General features: G+C 45.8%; 13 protein-coding genes, 1 tRNA gene and 1 pseudogene. 6 read left to right on the top strand and 9 right to left on the bottom strand.

What is annotated here, in order from left to right:
• Window positions 1–5: 5 nt before the first annotated feature.
• From FB479_RS04540 to FB479_RS04520, 5 genes are all read right to left on the bottom strand, one after another.
• Window positions 6–1,151: an amidohydrolase/deacetylase family metallohydrolase gene (locus tag FB479_RS04540; RefSeq protein ID WP_142062788.1), complete on the bottom strand. Its 1,146-nt coding sequence runs from the start codon at window positions 1,149–1,151 to the stop codon at window positions 6–8.
• Window positions 1,111–3,081, bottom strand: coding sequence for a BglG family transcription antiterminator (locus FB479_RS04535; RefSeq protein ID WP_142062785.1), 1,971 nt, complete (start codon window positions 3,079–3,081; stop codon window positions 1,111–1,113). Before FB479_RS04535 ends, FB479_RS04540 begins: the two co-directional genes overlap by 41 nt.
• A 216-nt stretch (window positions 3,082–3,297) precedes the next feature.
• A complete protein-coding gene (locus FB479_RS04530; protein ID WP_142062782.1) occupies window positions 3,298–5,127 on the bottom strand; it encodes a UbiD family decarboxylase in 1,830 nt (609 codons plus the stop codon).
• 73 nt (window positions 5,128–5,200) lie between these two features.
• The gene (locus FB479_RS04525; RefSeq protein WP_142062779.1) at window positions 5,201–5,902 is read right to left on the bottom strand and encodes a YjjG family noncanonical pyrimidine nucleotidase; all 702 of its coding nucleotides are present in this window, start codon (window positions 5,900–5,902) and stop codon (window positions 5,201–5,203) included.
• Window positions 5,903–6,053: 151 nt separating this feature from the next.
• Complete coding sequence (locus FB479_RS04520; RefSeq protein WP_142062776.1) at window positions 6,054–6,698, bottom strand: hypothetical protein; 645 nt, start codon at window positions 6,696–6,698, stop codon at window positions 6,054–6,056.
• Window positions 6,699–6,815: 117 nt separating this feature from the next.
• Between FB479_RS04520 and FB479_RS04515 the strand changes: the two genes are divergently transcribed.
• Together FB479_RS04515 and FB479_RS04510 are read left to right on the top strand one after the other, a co-directional pair.
• Window positions 6,816–7,343 carry an isochorismatase family protein gene (locus FB479_RS04515; RefSeq protein ID WP_142062773.1) on the top strand — a complete coding sequence of 176 codons (528 nt, stop codon included), beginning with the start codon at window positions 6,816–6,818 and terminating at the stop codon, window positions 7,341–7,343.
• Between the two features lie 357 nt (window positions 7,344–7,700).
• Window positions 7,701–8,075 (top strand): DoxX family protein, encoded by a 375-nt coding sequence (locus FB479_RS04510; protein ID WP_142062771.1) that lies wholly within the window; start codon window positions 7,701–7,703, stop codon window positions 8,073–8,075.
• 89 nt (window positions 8,076–8,164) lie between these two features.
• Here the strand turns inward: FB479_RS04510 and FB479_RS04505 are convergent.
• Window positions 8,165–8,334: pseudogene (locus FB479_RS04505) on the bottom strand (tryptophan RNA-binding attenuation protein).
• Window positions 8,335–8,467: 133 nt separating this feature from the next.
• Here FB479_RS04505 and FB479_RS04500 point away from each other — a divergent pair.
• The 4 genes from FB479_RS04500 (at window position 8,468) to FB479_RS04485 (ending at window position 11,254) form a co-directional block, all read left to right on the top strand.
• The gene (locus FB479_RS04500; protein WP_142062768.1) at window positions 8,468–8,677 is read left to right on the top strand and encodes a CDGSH iron-sulfur domain-containing protein; all 210 of its coding nucleotides are present in this window, start codon (window positions 8,468–8,470) and stop codon (window positions 8,675–8,677) included.
• A gap of 312 nt (window positions 8,678–8,989) precedes the next feature.
• Window positions 8,990–9,973 (top strand): zinc-dependent alcohol dehydrogenase family protein, encoded by a 984-nt coding sequence (locus tag FB479_RS04495; protein ID WP_142062765.1) that lies wholly within the window; start codon window positions 8,990–8,992, stop codon window positions 9,971–9,973.
• A 210-nt stretch (window positions 9,974–10,183) separates the two neighbouring features.
• Entirely contained in the window at window positions 10,184–10,576 is a 393-nt protein-coding gene (locus tag FB479_RS04490; protein WP_106656419.1) for a YkvA family protein, read from the top strand.
• Between the two features lie 36 nt (window positions 10,577–10,612).
• On the top strand, window positions 10,613–11,254 hold the full coding sequence (locus FB479_RS04485; protein WP_142062763.1) for a DUF3885 domain-containing protein: 642 nt from the start codon (window positions 10,613–10,615) through the stop codon (window positions 11,252–11,254).
• Between the two features lie 10 nt (window positions 11,255–11,264).
• Here FB479_RS04485 and FB479_RS04480 read toward each other — a convergent pair whose 3' ends face one another.
• The 3 genes from FB479_RS04480 to edeA form a co-directional block, all read right to left on the bottom strand.
• Window positions 11,265–12,182, bottom strand: coding sequence for an aldo/keto reductase (locus FB479_RS04480; RefSeq protein ID WP_142062760.1), 918 nt, complete (start codon window positions 12,180–12,182; stop codon window positions 11,265–11,267).
• Window positions 12,183–12,680: 498 nt separating this feature from the next.
• A tRNA-Gly gene (locus tag FB479_RS04475) sits at window positions 12,681–12,754 on the bottom strand.
• A 152-nt stretch (window positions 12,755–12,906) separates the two neighbouring features.
• Window positions 12,907–15,966 carry a cyclic peptide edeine export ABC transporter EdeA gene (gene edeA, locus FB479_RS04470; RefSeq protein WP_185746328.1) on the bottom strand — a complete coding sequence of 1,020 codons (3,060 nt, stop codon included), beginning with the start codon at window positions 15,964–15,966 and terminating at the stop codon, window positions 12,907–12,909.
• Window positions 15,967–16,119 lie beyond the last annotated feature (153 nt).

The following is a 16,119-nucleotide window of genomic DNA, read 5'->3' as shown; positions in this document are numbered from 1 at the left end:
ATCAATCATTTGCATGTCAGTACCTTTCCCGAAGTAATCGCTTGATAAGCCACTACTCTTTCCTTTGTCTCCAACGTTTCTTGTTCACTGTCCGTCAAAATGGTCAGCTCTTTTTTGATCTGCAGTATGGATACATCTGCGCATGCCCCTACTCTCAACGTCCCAATCTCGTTTTCCAACCCGAGAATTCGTGCGGGCGCAAGCGTACTTGCCGCAATCACATCATCGAGCGAGTAGCCCATGGCGAGAAACTTCGTGAGCGTGTGCGTCAAGCTGTGCACAGGACCATCAATATTGCGCTGGTGAACATCTGTGCTAATGACATGTGGCCTAATCCCTTGAGCCTGCGCATGACGCAGTGTTTGAAAACTAAAGCTCGCTTCGCCGTGCCCGATATCGAGTAAGACTCCCCTCTCCAATGCGTCTTGCGCCTCTGGGATCAACTCGCCTCGTTCGTCGAACATCCCTCCTTTTTTTCCGTGAAACGCATGTGTCACCACGTCTCCTCGGTCTAGCAGAGGTAATATTTCCGTGAGTTTGGGCGGAGCGTTTCCAATGTGAACCATCATGGGTACGCCCGCTTCCCTCGCCGCTTCCTTGGCTATGAGCAAGGGTTTTATGCCGTTTTGCTTGACGACAGATCCGCTCATGCGGGCTTTTATCCCTCGTAATATCGGCTGTTCTCTTATGAGAGCTGCCGCTTCTCTCGGGGTTAACCGCGCCATGTCTGCGAGCTCCCCGCCGCCATTGCACAAGCCGTCCCCCGAAATATTCAGAAATGCAAGAACACGAGTAGCAGAAGGGTACACGGCTTCTTCAAGAAAAGCATCAAACGACCATAGCCCGACACTGCCAGCATCTACTACAGTTGTCACTCCTTGCTCGACCCCGACCCGATCCGCAGCTACGCCCAAATTCGTTTTTGTCGGAAAAACGTGAGCGTGCAGATCGATCAAACCGGGTGTCACGATAGATCCCTCTGCATCGATCGTCTCCTTGCTTTCCAGATTCATCCCTTGATCATCGGTTGTCTTCCCTTTCTCATACACCCCAAGGATCCGCCCTTCCCGAATGGCAAGATCATAGTGCCCGTTCAGGTTCTGGGAAGGATCAATGACCCGTCCGTTGCGTATAAGTAGATCCACTATCACTCTCTACCGTCCCCTTTCCTGAAAAATAGCGCATAATGGCTGTCACTTCACTAGGTGGAACTTGGAGGTTTGCCTCAGCCATCAATTGGTTCAGCTTTTCACGCCATGCCTTCCATTCTTTTGATTCTGCCTCTGCCGACGATTCCCACTCCTCCTGATAGGGTGAGCCAAAAGCCAGTCGATTCACCATCAACAGCAGGTGCAGCGTCAGTCCGCTTGCCGTTTGTTCCGTTACGTACTCCCGAAAAGCAGTCACGATTTTTTGACTGATCTCATACCCTTTGCAGATGACATCCTGGGACAGTCTCTCCACCACCGGCAAATCTGACGGATTGAGACCAGTAGTCAGTGTGGGAAACCAAGCTTCCTTGCGAGCATTCACAGCCTGCTGTCGATTTCCTCCCTCCACTTGCAAGGCTTCCAGACAGTTCTGAATCTGGTTGATATCTTGTCGTGTAGGAAGGGGACTGACAACCACAACGGGCACTTCTGCCTTGATCGGAAGTACACTGATAATGACATCCACTCGACGACTCGCCAAATACTTCTCTACCTCTGTGCTGGAACACAGGCCTACGACCCGCAGGGAACGCAATTCGCTTTCCAGATACGTTTTCAAAAACCGTGAAGTCCCTCTGCCTGTTCCGCAAACGACGAGCGCATCTGCCTTTTTCTGCTCCAGCCAGCGATCATAACCCGCTTGGAAATGGAGTACAAAGTAAGCAATGTCTGCATCGAGCCAATAGACCCCACGATGCCAAAACACATCTTCGCAAGAGCGTTTGACTGCATCAAACATGCGTGCGTATGAACGGCGAATCTCCTCCGTCAGTGGATTCGCAAAAAGAACTCCCTGACGATAACGGTTCAAACTGTCATCCAAGTGAGCAAAAAGCAGTCTGACCAGCTCCTGATCCTCGTACAACGGTGCCAGCATCCGATTACTAACCGCTTCCGTCAGTTCCTTGGTTGCCTGGAAAACATCCAAAACAATCCTACCTGCACGCGCCTCTCTTGGCACCTGTTCAGTCCCTAGCAGCGGAAGGCACGCATACGCAATTTCGTGTTCGGGAATATCGACGTTCAATCGCTGACATAACGCTCGAACTTCTTGTGAAAACAGCTCGTACCCGCTCCAATGCCTTGCTTCTCCCATCTCGGCATCATCCGCAGTGACCAATTGGCCCCGCTGTACACGATGGACGACAATGCAGAAGCGAATCAGTAAACTAATCAGAGCTCGGTCTGCCAGCGTCTCCGCAGCAGCATTCATCCATGCTTTGATGCTGTGAATGATCTCTCCTAACTCTGTCCGGCTGATCAGCCATTTCTCCAGTAAGGGGCCTGTTCTCGCTTCTTGTCCGTATTCTAAAAACACCCCCTGTACCATTCGATACATGTCGATTCCATCCAACAGATCGTGAATCAAGTTTTCGAGAGCATACCGCTTGTGCCGCTCACTCCCGTCCACTCGTACCCCATACCTTTGCTTCGTGACAAGCTCGAGACGCCAGCCATCGAGCAGCTTTTCCGCGTCCTTGACATCGGCAACGACGGTATTGCGACTGACTCCCATATGGTCGGCCAAATCGTTCATCCGCTGATACCCTTCTGACAGCAGAAGAATGAACAAAAAATGCTTGACCCGATCCTTTTGTGGCAGAATGAGTGTCTTGCTGTCATCACTTTGCAAATTTTCCTTCAAAGCATTTCGATGCTCTTGTTCTTCCGTGATCCACAGCCCTTTATTCGGTTGAGAATGGAGGATGACATTTCGTTCCTTCAGCCATTGTCTGACGTTCTCCAGATCGTACTTGACGGTCCGTTCGCTTACCTGGAAATCGCGCGCGACATCCTTAATTTTCAACGGATAGTAGCTGTCGAGTATCACCTTCAGTAATGCATGGGAACGTGTGGTTAAAAAGACCATTCCTTTCTCCTTTCCATAAAAAGCTGTGTCCTTGCTTGAGATTCATTATAGAAAACGCTTTCTTGATGGTAAAGAACGATTCCTTTCCCCATCGATCGTGCAATTTTTGCAATTATCAGTTTGAATCGACAGCAATGAAAAAGATGACCCCAATAGTACCCTTACATAAAAAAGGTCCGCAACGAAAGGTTACGGACCTCTACTTGTAGGAGGTGCTTACAGGATTCCACCCAAACTCGCACCTTTGACAAACAGTCGTTCGATATTTTTCTCGACAGTTGGATCTGGTACCAATGGCGGTGCTTGATGGGGCTTGGTACGGGCATCAATAATCAGATTATCGCAACCCCAATGCTTATTCTCATAGTAGCTGTTCACGCCGTAAATGTCGTGGGATGGATTGCTGCGCGTGAAGGTTGCCCACAGGAAGTTTTGTAGTGATGTACTCATGAATGTACTGTCATCACAAAGGATGATCATCGGGCAAGACGGGATCGGCCCTCTCGCTTGAATCGCGTCACACAGATTCTGTAATTGCTGCTGGGCGTTTGCGTAATCGGTAAATGCAGGGCCTTGGATCGACACCACACCTGGCATAATCAAACGGGCATTCTCAAACTCTCGTAAACCCTTCAGTTCATCCGGTACCTCTTTGCACAGCTCTCGTTTTTGATCGCCGTAAGCTGCGAGGACAACCTTACTGCCGCTGTTTAATCCCGTTCCCGAATAATCCAGCGTATCAATGGTCGTGTTTGTATAAAAATGAACATCGCGATGCAGGTCGATTCTCTCCAAAATATAGGTCATAAAATCAACTTCATCATGCGTCGTCAATGGTCGATTTTCTTCTGCGGTAATGAATAAATACTTGGCCAAGCTCAATTGGCCAGTCCCTAAAATGCGGTTGGCAATGGTGAGCATCTCCGTCGGCTGTTTGACTTGCTGATAAGGCGTATATCGCTCGCTTCCGATGGCAAACAGCAGCGGATGCACACCGGCAGCATCTACAGCATGGACTTCTTTTACACCCGGGATTTCTTGCTTGATCGCATCCCCCGTTAACTCGTGAATCAGCTGACCGAATGACGTATCTTCTTGTGGCGGACGGCCCACAACCGTGAATGGCCAGATGGCATTTGGCTTGGCATACACTTTCTTAACCTTCATCACAGGGAATGGATGAATCAGACTGTAATAGCCCAAATGGTCGCCAAATGGTCCTTCTGGCTTCGTATCTCCAGGATAAATATCTCCTGTGATCACAAAATCCGCATCATTGCTTATGCAGTAACCATCGATATAGCTGTAGTGAAAACGACGCCCAGAAAGCAAGCCTGCAAAAGTAATTTCGCTCAAGCCTTCTGGCAACGGCATGACAGCCGATAACGTATGCGCAGGAGGCCCGCCAACGAAACAGCTTACTTTCAGCGGCATCCCCATTTTGGTCGCTTTGGCTTGGTGGACACCGATTCCACGATGGATTTGATAGTGTAAGCCAATTTCTTTGTTTACTTCATACTCATTTCCAGTCAACTGCACACGATACATACCCAAATTGGAATTCATGATTCCAGGCTTGTCCGGATCTTCCGAATAGATTTGGGGCAGCGTGACAAAAGCTCCGCCATCCATCGGCCAGCTTTGGATGAGTGGAAGATCGGTTATGTTGATTTCCTGTGCAGTTACTGGCATGCTAGTGGATTTTTTTGCAGGCAATGCTTTCAGAGCAGCAAAGCCGTTCTCGATATTTTTAAATGGCTGCTTTAGCGCTTTCATCGGATCATTGCGCATGGCAATGATATTTTCAGCGGCTTGCCAGGTGCTTCTGAAAATAAACTTGCTGCGCTCGATTGTGCCAAAAAGATTGGACACCGCACGAAATTTTGATCCTTTAACATTTTCAAACAGCAATGCTGGTCCCCCAGCTTCGTACACCTTCAAATGAATCGCGGCCATTTCCAGATAAGGATCTACTTCTTCACGAATACGAACCAAATGTCCGTGCCTTTCCAAGTCAAGGATGCACTCTTCTAAATTCTGATACATATCTATAGGGCTCCAATCACTAGATTCTAGATTTACCTGTAGATCAATACCTTCTCATCATACAGGAAAGATCCTACAAATTCACGTTACCCTTCCGCACAATTTCTTGAAGCTCGCTCAGTTCTCTGATTTCGTACGTTGGCTGAATGCTCGTCTGATTTTCCTTGCCCAGAGGATTGAACCAGCACGTATCGATCCCGTAATGGGCTCCCCCTTGTATATCAGAGGTCAGGGAATCTCCCACCATCAATACGTTCGCCTTCTCTGTCCATTGAAGTTTGGAAAACGCGTAATCAAAAATTTCCCGATCCGGCTTTTTGTAGCCGACCTCTTCGGAAATAATCAGGTGCTCAAAAGAGTTGCAAAGCGGTGAAGCGGCAATTCTTGCCGTTTGCACAGAGGCGAACCCATTCGTAATGATTACTAAGCGGCAACCCTCCAAGCTGTTGCACAATTCAACTGCTCCCGGTACCAAATGCACTTCTTTGCCCAAGGATTCGAGATAGGCGCTGCCGAACGCCTCTGCATCAACGTCTAGCTGAACAGCTTTGAAAAGTCTTCGAAATCTCTCTACGCCCAGCTCTGCTAGAGTGATCCGCCCCTTTTCTAAATCCTCCCACAATCCTTTGCTGATCTCTTTGTAAGTCGCTCCATAATCAGACGATCCCGTAGCGTGTCCGAACTGGGAAAACGTCTTTTGCAGAGCATTTTCTTCTGTCGTTTTGAAGTCGAGAAGTGTATCATCTACATCGAATAAGATGACTTGATAGCGCATGGCAACCTCCATAAATCTTTACTGATCAAGTATTCGTACAAACTATCACCTTCCTATCATATCAAAAACAGAAGGCCAAACTGCATACAAAAAGCCTCGAACTGTATCATTCGAGGCCATCTCGCTATACGAGAATCCATTTTACGCTAGCTTAATTCGCACTTTTTCCTACATAGCTCCCTGCCATGATGATCGAATTCGTGTATCCACCACTTACATTATCGAAGCCTGAGAGCAAGGTTGGAACCCCCACAAATTCAACCGTATCATCTTCGTAGATGTCTAATGCACCTAGGTAAACAACTTGGTAGCTATCCTCCTCGTCATTGACGACATGCAAAACAGAAATGGTTCCGACCTCCGGTATTTCTTCCTCTTCGATGCTCAGCACCGTTCCTTTATCTTGAATCATCGTGGCATGATACTTAGAAATATTTTTATTGATATGTTTCGGTTGCACATTTTGATCGACTAATTGCTGGGCTTCCTTCACTTTATCACCGGTTGCCGGAAACAGATGAGCATGCTTTGCCAAAAACGCTTTGGATTCCGGTGGAAATTCTTCTCCAGCTTCAAAGCCATTCGCTTCATGTAAGGCGAGTACAGCCATCGAAAGGTATGTAGCGATATGATTATTTTCTGATTCCGCAACTGCCTCTGTACCTTCACTCGTGGAAGAAGAGCCTTGAGTAGCTAAATTGGAAAACACGGAAGAAGTACTTGAATTCGTTGAACCACATCCTGTCACGAGAATAAATGCAAGTAGTATGAATGCATAAGAAAATGAAACTCTCATCTCACTCAACCTTTCCTATTATTTCCTTCCCTTCATTATCTCATGGTATGTACCTTGCAGGAAGTACACTCTTTCCTTCCGAATTATCTCTTTACATGGTAGAAGGAAGGTGAATCAATGAACGCACTCTTAGTGATTGATGTGCAAAACGGAATTGTGAGTTGTGGGGATTACAAAGAGGAACTTTTTTTGATGGAGCAGGTGATCAAAGATTTTAAAGAGAACAATCGCCCTGTCATTTTTATGAGACATATCGATGATGCAGAAGAAAGTCCACTGAATAGAAGCTCTATCGGTTCTCACATACACCCTCCATTAAAAGACTATTCCGACTACTCGATCGAAAAACAGACCCCTAGTTCCTTCTTCCAAACTGAACTCACACAGACATTAGAAAAGTTAGGGGTCGATCATCTTTTTATCATTGGTTTTGAGACGGAATTTTGTTGTATGTTTACGGCGATCGCTGCCTATGATCGCGGATATAAAGTGACGCTCATTAAGGACGCGACTGGAACAACCAATACCGCCGAATCATACGGCATGCAAGGATTAGACATTAATAAGTTTGTCGGGACCGTTCTCCATTGGTCGAGTGTCATTGAAGTAGTAAACTACGCCGAGTATGCTGAAAAATACAAGTGATGTGAGCAGGTCGTACCTGTTATTCGAGGACTCGCCATCGATTTCCATTGTGGATTGGATGGCGCGTTTTTCAATTGTGTCATTTTATTTATGAATAATGGAGTAATTACCTTGAACAACTAAACCTACCCACGTTCATTTTCACACATTGGATATCCGTCCCTGATATAGAAAAAAGCGTACTGATGATCGAAATAAATACGCACAACTATGACTTGACTTACTCTGCCGGGGCTTATTAAGAGACGTAGACAGGTCAATCCTTTGCAGAACGTTCAGGAATTGAAATATGACAAAAGATGTCATAGTGGGCAGTTTATACTGAATCCATCAACGAAACGATTGGAGGATTTCAGTATGATAGGTCTGCGTATTTTCGCAAAATGGGTAATGATCGCAGGGTTGTGCTTGATGTTCGTTTCATCTGGTATTTACAAGCTGATTGGACATCCAGAGACAACACTTGCTTTCCAAGCATTCGGGTTTCCCTTTTGGTTCCAAGTTGTAATCGGTTTAGGCGAACTACTCGGCGGACTGGGCTTACTGATGAAAAAGTATGTGCGTTACGCCGCCTATGCGCTCGCAGTGATTATGCTTGGTGCTTCAATTACTCTTCTTTTACACGGGGACACGACTACTGTAGCGATTCCGCTTGTCTTACTCCTTGTTTTCTTGCTGATCGCTCACCAGAGTGATAGCAAAAAACAGCCGAATAAGGCTACGTCGATTTAATCCTTCCGCTCACTAAAAAGGCCGTCAGCTCCTACCCGTAACCAGGTGAGGATATGACGGCCTCCCGCTTTTTCTACAAGCTCGTTCGTTTACAAATGCTTTTTTATAAAGTGTAAGAGGGTCTGACCTTGTGCGGTAAGAATCGCTCCCTTACCTTGGCATTTGGGGCATGATTCCTCTTGCTTGTTTTCATTCCAAGAATCCCCTTGCCTTCGCATTCCCAGCAGGATTGCTCTAAGTCATCCATTGAAATCGTCATGAGACAAAACCCTTTCCCTGCTAAAAACAACCGTACTTTGTCCTGATTTTAACACGAATAAGCAATTATTTACCACATACCCTTCTGCTCGAAATCATAGTAGGTAAAGATAGTAAAAAAGGAGGGATGACATGTGGATCAAGAAAAAGTAACCATCAAGATTAACGACAATGGATCAATTCGTGTTACCGGTGCAGTTGACTTGCTGGATGGAGCAGGTGACAAGTTTGAAGTCGGTTCATCTTTTTCACTCTGTCGATGCGGTCAATCCGAGAAGAAGCCGTTCTGTGATGGCACGCATAAAAAAGTAGGCTTTGAAAGTGCACCACGGGCAAAATCTTGATCCGAAAGAGCGCAGATGCGCTCTTTTTTTCACTTATTGATCGCTTATTATGTCAAATTGTTTCCACATTGAAATATTGGTATAATTTTGAAGAATATCATGGCGACAAGTCATCCATAACCCGAACCATTATCTTATGTCTGCGGTCTAGATCGCGTATCTGTTTTTTATTGTAGCTGCCCTGCCAAGTTCTCGTTTTGATTGACGGCAATTATTTTTTATACCTAAAATAATGACATTCCGATCCCATACGCAAAGACGAAGAACTATCCTTCGTTCGGTTATGGCTGACAAAGTTAGGAGTGCACAACCATGAATGCACAAGTTGTACGTTACGATCAATTTGGCGAACCCCATGAAGTATTGAAGGTTGAACAGCGGCTGATTGAACCTCTGAAGCAAGATGAAATATTGGTGAAAATGAGCGCACGTCCGATTAATCCTTCTGATCTTATCCCGATTCGTGGTGCCTACAAGCATCGCATCAACCTTCCCGCCATTCCTGGGTATGAGGGGGTTGGTACCGTTATTGATACAGGTCCTTTTGCTCCCCGATCTCTTATCGGTAAACGTGTTCTGCCTTTGCGCGGAGAGGGTACTTGGCAAGAATACGTAAAAACGACAGCTGAGCTAGCCATTTCGGTTCCCGATTCGATCCAAGATGATATCGCCAGTCGGTTGTACATCAACCCCATCACTGCGTGGGTCATCTGCAATGAGACACTTCAACTGTCTTCTCATCAGGTTTTGTTAGTCAATGCAGCCAACTCAGCCATTGGCCGCTTGTTTATACAGCTATCCGCTCTTTTCGGTTTTAGAGTGATCGCCATCGTCCGAAACGCAAGATATACCGAGGAGTTGATGCATCTTGGGGCATGGCAGGTCATCGACAGTTCATGTATGTCTATATATGATGCCGTCATGAGTGTAACGAACGGACAAGGTGCTCATGCGTCTATTGATTCCATTGGCGGCCCAGATGGTTTAGAGCTGGCGAAGTCTACACGTACTGGCGGGATTTTCTTGTCGTTAGGACTTTTATCGGGAGTTCAAGTGGATTGGTCGATCATCTCGAAAGAGCTTGGCGTTCTCCCTCAACTGTTTTTATTGCGCCACTGGAATCAACGAGTTTCCGTATCTACCTGGCACGAAACGTTTGAGAAAGTCATCGAGCTCGTTCAGAATGGGAAGCTCCTTTTAGCAGAGCCTGGAGAGAAATTTGCTTTGCATGATGTAATAGAAGCAGTGAAATCTGCGGAGAGTCGTCATCGTAAAGGGAAAATCATCTTGGTGTAATTACTGGCATGCAATCGTACATCCTAAACGCTACTTTTCTACGAGCAAAATACATGATAAGCTCTCGCTGTAGCGCAAATTTAGATGGTAAAGTGCCTATACGGCCCCTCGTTCTTTAGGGATGTACAAGGGGTTTACGCTTTAATAACACCGAAGCCAAAATAAGCGTTTCCTCACCCTTTTTGGCTTCGGCGAAACATAGGAGGTCCTATGGCTAAACATGAAAAGAGGTTTCTTAAAAATTATGAATCAAAAGCCTCTGAATATCTGAACGATAAAGAAAAAGCATCTAATCTCCTCAAAAAAGCAATGAAGAAAGCAGATAAAAAAGCGATCGGAGATGTTTGGGAGAATTTACAGCTACTCTTTAGTATTTTCGGAGATTGGACGAGTGGAAAATATCGAACAATCCCTGTTAAATCCATCTTGATGATTATTGGCGGGATTTTGTACTTTGTTTCACCCGTAGACGCCATCACAGATTTTATTCCTGTTGCTGGTTTACTAGATGACGCGACAATCATTGGTTTGGTGCTTCGACAAGTGAGCAGCGACCTTACTCTATACAAAGAGTGGAAACAAAAAGAATTTTTACAGGAATAGGAAAAATCCATGGTTCTAGTAGAGCGAGGTGCTTTGATGACGTTACACGAGTATTTATATCATGCATTTCCAACGTTAATACTTAGACCACCTTTGTTTTATAGTTGGGATACTGGAATCCGTTTTGAGCTGGGTGTGGACTACCATTACCATAACGTTTATGAAAATGGCCCCTATTTACAGGGGGTTTATACGCGAGCGATTACTTTATGTAAAGCTTTACATGCACCTAACGATGACATCTATATCGTAGTGGATGTAAACGATTTTGGAGACGGTGGGGCTTTCAAGCGTAAATTGAACACCTTTTCCAAGTATGTGAAGAACAAATCACTTTTGTATAAGCTGCAACAACACACCATCCCTTATGTTTTTCCAGAAGACGATGAAAATGAAGCCTATCGAACGCATCGATTCGCCTTGAAGTGTAAGACATCCGATTTTGCATTTGTTCCGATGGTAAAAGCAATCTGTCGTCAAGATATGGGATTGAAGCCACGAATTTTTCATCGGGTCTATTTTATCAATACGAGCAAACATACCATCTTTCACATCTATGACGATCGAGGCTGTGATTTATTAGCCACTTCTCCTGAAACAATCAGAGGGATATATGACAGCTATTCGCATTGGATAGTAGACTATGACAGAGCCAAGATCGATCAGGTGTTTTCGTAAATGAAATCAGCTATGGCAACACATTTCCGGCAGCACGATAGATGCCATACCACTCTTCACGCGTCAAGCGAATAGGTGCTGCTTTCACGCAATCTTTCATTCGGTCGATATTCGTTGTGCCAATGACAGGTTGCATGTTCGCGGGGTGCCGTAATAGCCAAGCGATGGCGATTGTCGTGTTGGATACTTCATATCTAGCTGCAATTTCATCGATTTTCTTGTTCAACTCAGGAAATTTCTCGTTCCCAAGGAAAGACCCCTCGAAAAATCCATGCTGGAACGGCGACCAAGGCTGAATCGTAATATCATGCAGCCTGCAGTAGTCGAGCACACTGCCATCTCGGTTCACAGCCGAGTTGTTCTCCATATTGACGTTGAAGCCTTGCGAGATCATCGTCGCGTTCATAATGCTGAGTTGCAACTGGTTAGCGACGATGGGTTGCTTCAAATATTTGTGTAACAGCTGGATCTGCATCGGATTTTGATTGGAGACGCCAAAGTGGCGCACTTTACCCGTGCTTTCCAAAAGATCAAACGCTTCCGCTACTTCTTCTGGCTCGACAAGAGTGTCTGGACGATGCAACAGCAATACATCCAAATATTCAGTTTTTAGGCGTTTTAGAATCCCATCCACTGCATTCAAAATATGCTCTTTGGAAAAGTCGAACATGCCGGGCCGGATGCCACATTTCGATTGCAAAAGGATACGTTCGCGAACGCTAGGGCTCATCTGAATCGCTTCTGCAAATACTTCCTCACATCTGCCTTTTCCATAAATATCTGCATGGTCGAAGAAGTTCGCCCCTTCTTCAAGCGCCGTTTGTACGAAGCGCTCCGCTTGCAGCTTGTCTAGTGACCCTATCCTCATGCAACCGATTGCGATGACCGGTACTTCTAACTTGCTCGTGCCGAGTGATATGGTTCTCATGTCTATCCTCCCACACCTGAATGTCATTTTTTTCATTGTGTCATGTAAGAACAGTCGTTTCAATACGTTGGAAAATACTTGTTCTGAAAAATCTCAGCTAATGATACCTTAAAGAAAAGGACGGCGATTCATGTTGAAATGGAGGTACGGGTACAGGAAGCCGAGGTTGTTAAAGCAGATTATCATGAGAGCTACTAGGTTTATTCAACTCACAAGAATGAGAATCCTGCGGCAATGGAACTCGGGATGGATAAGAAATCCAAAGAAGTATGTGACCAAAAAATTAAACGATAAGATTCGAAAAATGTACAAGTAAAAGTCCTTCCCAAATTGCCATGGAAGGACTCTTTGTTTGGTGTAACTTCCCTGTACACCCGTGATTCTTCTATTTTCGGTAGGAATATTTTGCCCATTTCACTTCCAATCTTGTTTTTCTGCAACCATTGTTGCACAAACAAGAAAAGCCCTTGATATCAAAGGATTTTCGACCATTTCGTATGGAGCGGGTGATGGGAATCGAACCCACGCCGCAGGCTTGGGAAGCCGGAGTTCTGCCATTGAACTACACCCGCAAAATGTTACCGCATTTCATTCCAACTGCTTCCAATTATATAACTGTCTGAATTATTTGTCTAGTGCATCCAATCGAATGGAGCCGTGCCAATCATGCAAGAAAAGACCGCCGGGCACCATCCCCGTTCGGTCTTCTCTGCTTGGTTTGACATCAGGCATGCGCAAGTGTTTGCTGCGAAATAATTCGCCCACTCTCCATTTTCACTACCTGATCAGCAAGATGGAAGTAGCGATCGTCGTGTGTGATCGCGATGACACATTTGCCCTGTCTTTTCATTTCTGGCAGCAAGGATTCGTAAAAGAATTGACGATACTCTGGATCTTGGTCTGCTGCCCACTCGTCAAAGAGAAAAATGGGCCGGTTTCTTACCAGACTGAGCATTAAGGCAAGACGCTTACGCTGACCCGTAGACAGCTTCGTCGTGCTAAATGTTCCCGTTTCATCCACTTCCACTTTGTCAGCGATGCGAAGCACCTCTAAATATTTGCTCACTTCCTCTTGCTTCTCTAGGTAATCGATTCCGTACATCTTCTCAAACAAGTAGAAATCACTGAAGATCGCGGAGAAGAATTCGCAGCGTTGATCAGCATTCACTTTTTGGCCGTTCATGAAAAACTCGCCCTCATCCTGCTCGTACAATCCGGTAATCAGCTTGGCAAACGTTGACTTCCCACTGCCGTTACCACCGACAATGAAGACGATTTCCCCCCTTCGGCAGGAGAAGTCCAGCGGCCCTACGGAAAACTCTTCGCCCTCCTTGTTTTTGTATCGGAACCGCACCTGTTCCGTTGAAAACGTCTCAAAGTCTTGCGCATTCCGCTCAGTCAAGCTTTCCTCTTCTTTTCTCGTTTCCACTGATAAGGAATCGAGCAATGCATTCAGGCGCTGCCAGCTGATCTTGATACGAATCAGCTCCGGTACTGCATTCAAAATACCGTGAACAGGCCCTGTCATATACAGAAAGACAAACACATAACTAATCAGCATCTCTTTTTGAAGCGAAGGGAAGAGAATCGGGAATAAAAAGGCAACCGTGCCGATTACCACGACGAAAAGCAATTCCCCGATCAAATACACATTCACAAATTTAAATTGGCCCGCTGATTTCTTATGTCGATAGTCTGAACAGCTTCTCTCCATGTCTTGTTCGAATTCTTTTCGTTGTGCCTGCGTCAGATACAGCTCCTTGAAGCCCCCGATCATATCGGTAATATAGGAGAAAAACACATTTTGGATGTCTCTGGTTTCCTCCCATACTTTGTTTGCAAAGCGACCTGCCAGCGTATACAAGCCTACAGCCACAAAAATGACAGCCAGACAAAACAAAAATCCGTAAAGATCCAGCGAGCCCAGATAAATGAAGCAAAACACGAGTGTAACCGCACTCGTCAGTGCCACAACGACACTATTGGCGAACGTACTGATCGTTTCCGTATCGTTATTTAATCCCGCATATATTTGACCGTTATCAAGTGTCTCGTACTTTTGATAAGGGGTCCGAAAAATTTTGCGGATCAGTTCCATTCTTTTTTCGTATACGATTTCATTTGTGATCACAATCAGTCGACTACGCATCATTTTCTCCCCGACGATATACAACAAGATACCCAGGAGAAAATACAGGAAAATCGATGCATGAAACTTGTTTGTAGAAGTGAGCGCCAGATTGATCATAAAAATAATCAGCGCATTTCCAAATCCGCTGATAAGCCCCTGTATGACAATAGACGTCATGGATGTTTCTTTTGATTTCGGGAACAAGCGAATTAGCGTGATATAGAGATTAAACAGCCCTAGACTTACCACCAATGCGTACATGGCGTAAAAAATGGTGATCGGAAGCCAGACCTCGATGAACTGCCAGGGTAGCCCCATAAAAAAAACATCCGGTAAATAGTACAAGGCGGCTGTCAACACACTTCCCATGACAACAAAAGCAACGAAAGATGTTAAACAGATGCGCCCCGCATTCGAAGCGAGTTTTCGTTCGCCTCGAAAGACTTGCACCATAATCTGCACGATTGCCCCACTAAGTACCAACAAAAGGATACCAAGGATCACAAGACTAATACTCGCCAAACGATCTGCCTGCAGATTGGTGTCAGACACGACTACTGGCACTTCTTTTCCTTGTAGGAGATTGACGGCCCCTTCCGCGATAACGAATGCGTTCAACGAGTTTGTATTGGTCAAAACGATGGCTCCCAGCTTTTCCTCTGGGCGAAACACCATGTACGACGAGAATCCAGGGTTGTTGCCGCCGTGCGAAATTTGCCCCCCACCATCTTGATAAATCATCCAGCCTGACGCATACGAGGAACCGTCTGCAGCTGGAGGTACCGATCGATCAGGAAGATGTGCGGTACGCACCAACTCCGTACGAAACGCAGAGGACTCCACCTCTAGCTGAATCTTCAGCCATCGTTCCATATCGTTCAGGTTGGATACGACATAACCAGCTGGCGTGTTTCCACGATAATCAGGCGCATCATACACTTTTGGAGAAAAGAAGCTGATTTTGTGCCCTTTTGCCATATCCCACTCGGGTGCCTGTGCCTTCAAAAAGGTATGGGTTAGTCCCAATTTGGCAATGACTTGTTGCTGCACATACTGCTCATAGGACTGACCGGTAACTTTCTCGACCAAAAAGCCGAGGATATCGTAGTTAATGGTGGCGTATTCATGCTCGGTCCCCGGCTTACGAACCAGTTCAGTATGATTGATCGCTCGAACTGTTTCTTCGATTGCATTCTCGCTGGAAGTGATAGGTATGGAGCCAATGCTTTCAAACGGAATCCCACTGGTATGGTACAGCAAATGCTTGATCAGGATCGTTTCCGGTTGTCCTTTATATGTAACGGTAAACCACGGTATAAAGCTCTGAACCGGGTCATCCAGCGAAAGTTGTTTTTGCTCGACAAGCTGGTGTATTGCTAGCGCCGTAAAGGCTTTGGAGTTCGATCCGATTTCAAACAATGTGTCAGCAGTTATCCGCTCCTGCTTCTGGACGTTTGAAAATCCAAACGATTGCTTGTAAATCGTTTTCCCCTCTTTGACGACCACAACGGCTGCACCCGGGATTTTTTCCGACTCCATGGTTTTATTGACCAGCTGTTCGATTGCCGTTGCGATTTCCGTATCCTGTCGATCGATCGTTTCGGCGTACACGGACATACTGCCGGAAAGTACGAGAACCAGACACATCAGCAAGAATGCTAGTTTTCGTCTCGACTCATCTATGATCTTTTGCAGAATGATCCACTCCTTTTTAGGCACTGCGTCTGTGGGAAAGACCGCAACCAGTACGTGATGTAATTGGGATTGGATAGAAACCGTGGCGAATCAAACTCGCCACGGTTTCTT

The sequence above is a fragment of the Brevibacillus sp. AG162 genome (assembly GCF_006715575.1).
GTDB lineage: Bacteria > Bacillota > Bacilli > Brevibacillales > Brevibacillaceae > Brevibacillus > Brevibacillus brevis.
The sequence above is the reverse complement of the archived record's forward strand: the minus strand, read 5'-3'. Positions and strand labels throughout refer to the sequence as shown.

What these genes read in the sequence shown, in the direction of transcription:
- FB479_RS04535 (WP_142062785.1), bottom strand. Translation starts at nt 3,081, where the DNA reads ATGGTCTTTTTAACCACACGTTCCCATGCATTACTGAAGGTGATACTC.
- FB479_RS04530 (WP_142062782.1), bottom strand. Translation starts at nt 5,127, where the DNA reads ATGTATCAGAATTTAGAAGAGTGCATCCTTGACTTGGAAAGGCACGGA.
- FB479_RS04525 (WP_142062779.1), bottom strand. Translation starts at nt 5,902, where the DNA reads ATGCGCTATCAAGTCATCTTATTCGATGTAGATGATACACTTCTCGAC.
- FB479_RS04520 (WP_142062776.1), bottom strand. Translation starts at nt 6,698, where the DNA reads ATGAGAGTTTCATTTTCTTATGCATTCATACTACTTGCATTTATTCTC.
- FB479_RS04515 (WP_142062773.1), top strand. Translation starts at nt 6,816, where the DNA reads ATGAACGCACTCTTAGTGATTGATGTGCAAAACGGAATTGTGAGTTGT.
- FB479_RS04510 (WP_142062771.1), top strand. Translation starts at nt 7,701, where the DNA reads ATGATAGGTCTGCGTATTTTCGCAAAATGGGTAATGATCGCAGGGTTG.
- FB479_RS04495 (WP_142062765.1), top strand. Translation starts at nt 8,990, where the DNA reads ATGAATGCACAAGTTGTACGTTACGATCAATTTGGCGAACCCCATGAA.
- FB479_RS04490 (WP_106656419.1), top strand. Translation starts at nt 10,184, where the DNA reads ATGGCTAAACATGAAAAGAGGTTTCTTAAAAATTATGAATCAAAAGCC.
- FB479_RS04485 (WP_142062763.1), top strand. Translation starts at nt 10,613, where the DNA reads ATGACGTTACACGAGTATTTATATCATGCATTTCCAACGTTAATACTT.
- FB479_RS04480 (WP_142062760.1), bottom strand. Translation starts at nt 12,182, where the DNA reads ATGAGAACCATATCACTCGGCACGAGCAAGTTAGAAGTACCGGTCATC.